The 1,491-nt window shown below is 41.0% G+C and carries 2 protein-coding genes and 1 pseudogene; all 3 read right to left on the bottom strand.

Annotated elements, in window-relative coordinates:
* A partial coding sequence (gene tsaB / locus VXQ92_RS17610; protein WP_416682684.1) for a tRNA (adenosine(37)-N6)-threonylcarbamoyltransferase complex dimerization subunit type 1 TsaB occupies positions 1-617 on the bottom strand: 617 nt, incomplete at its 3' end.
* 132 nt (positions 618-749) lie between these two features.
* Entirely contained in the window at positions 750-1,277 is a 528-nt protein-coding gene (locus VXQ92_RS17605) for a gamma carbonic anhydrase family protein (RefSeq protein ID WP_077166004.1), read from the bottom strand.
* 22 nt (positions 1,278-1,299) lie between these two features.
* Positions 1,300-1,491: pseudogene (locus VXQ92_RS17600) on the bottom strand (CoA pyrophosphatase); the annotation flags it as partial.

The following is a 1,491-nucleotide window of genomic DNA, read 5'->3' as shown; positions in this document are numbered from 1 at the left end:
AAGTAAACCGGTAAAGCATGTTCAACATCAACCCACTGCTTTTGCGCTGCATACACACGTGCAATCGAAGCAATGTCTTGTGCAGTGGCAGTGATTGTTTGATGTTCTGCATCAGTTTGAAGAAGCTTAGCACCCGAACCGATTAAGCAATGCTTTGCATAGGCAGCCGCTTGCTCGTAGTTCATTAATTTTTCTTCATCTATACACTGCATGATGCCTCGCTCATCTAGAACAAAACTTGCAATGTAAACTTCATTCATACGTGCATCGAGTACCGCAGTCACCTGTTCTAAACCTTCAAGTCGGTAAGCCGCTTGTGCGAGAGCTTGTAATGTAGAAACTGGAATTACTGGTAAATCTTGTGACCAAGCTAAAGCCTGAGCAACTGCTGCATTAATTCGAACACCACTAAAAGAGCCGGGCCCTCGACTAAAGGCAATTGCATCTAAACCAGCTACGTCAAGTCCAGTTTGTTGTAACCCTTGCTCAATCATTGGCAAAATGGTCTGGGTTTGTGCTTTCGCTCGCGTATCGAGTTGGAAAAAGAGTTCTTGGGTTTCATCGATTAATGAAATGGAACATTGCTCGTTTGCAGTTTCCAACGCCAGCAGTTTCATGCACAACCTTAGTATTCAATCAGATTAAAAACGGAAGTTATGATACCCCACTCGGCTCTGATAGGCGAGTTGTTCCTATCTAAATAAAAACGCCAAGCTGGTGCTTGGCATAGAAAATATCTCGCTAAAATTTTAAAAATGGAATTCTTTCAAATCGGCATAGCTTTTAAAGTGTTCAGCATAATGTAGTGCGCTCAAGCGTATTTTTGCTGCGCCTTCTTCATCTAAAGTTTTTACAATTTTGCCAGGTGAGCCCATTACCACTGAGTTATCTGGAATCACTTTACCTTCCGGTATTAAAGCATTCGCACCAATAATACAGTTCTTACCAATCACGGCTCGATTTAAAATGACAGCATTCATACCAATCAAACTGTTATCGCCAATCGTACAACCATGCAACATAACTTTATGCCCAACAGTGACATATTCGCCAATATTTAGCTCAAGGCCCGCATCAGTATGTAATACCGAATTTTCTTGAATATTAGAAAAATTACCAATCCGAACGACACAATTATCGGCACGTACTACAGCACCAAACCAAATACTGACCTGACGGCCTAGTTCTACTTGTCCAATAAGCGTTGCGGTTGGAGCAACCCAGCCATCCCATGGCTCATGTAAGGCTTTTGGATGCTGTCCTTGATAGCTATACATCATAATTTATCAGTCCTGATCTTTATTTTTTATGAGAAAATTTTGGCATTCCAAACGTTGGTGCATTCAGTAGAAATGGCCATTCTTTTTGGTAGCCTAAACCATATTTAAATAAGGCAATTAACATTCGCGCTGTGAGACCCCAAATAATTTCATTATCAATCTGCAAGCTTGGGAAGTATAAAGATTGATGAGCATATCGCACTTCATATGG

It is taken from the genome of Acinetobacter sp. 228, from assembly GCF_048147885.1.
The sequence above is the reverse complement of the archived record's forward strand: the minus strand, read 5'-3'. Positions and strand labels throughout refer to the sequence as shown.

What these genes read in the sequence shown, in the direction of transcription:
- VXQ92_RS17605 (WP_077166004.1), bottom strand. Translation starts at nt 1,277, where the DNA reads ATGTATAGCTATCAAGGACAGCATCCAAAAGCCTTACATGAGCCATGG.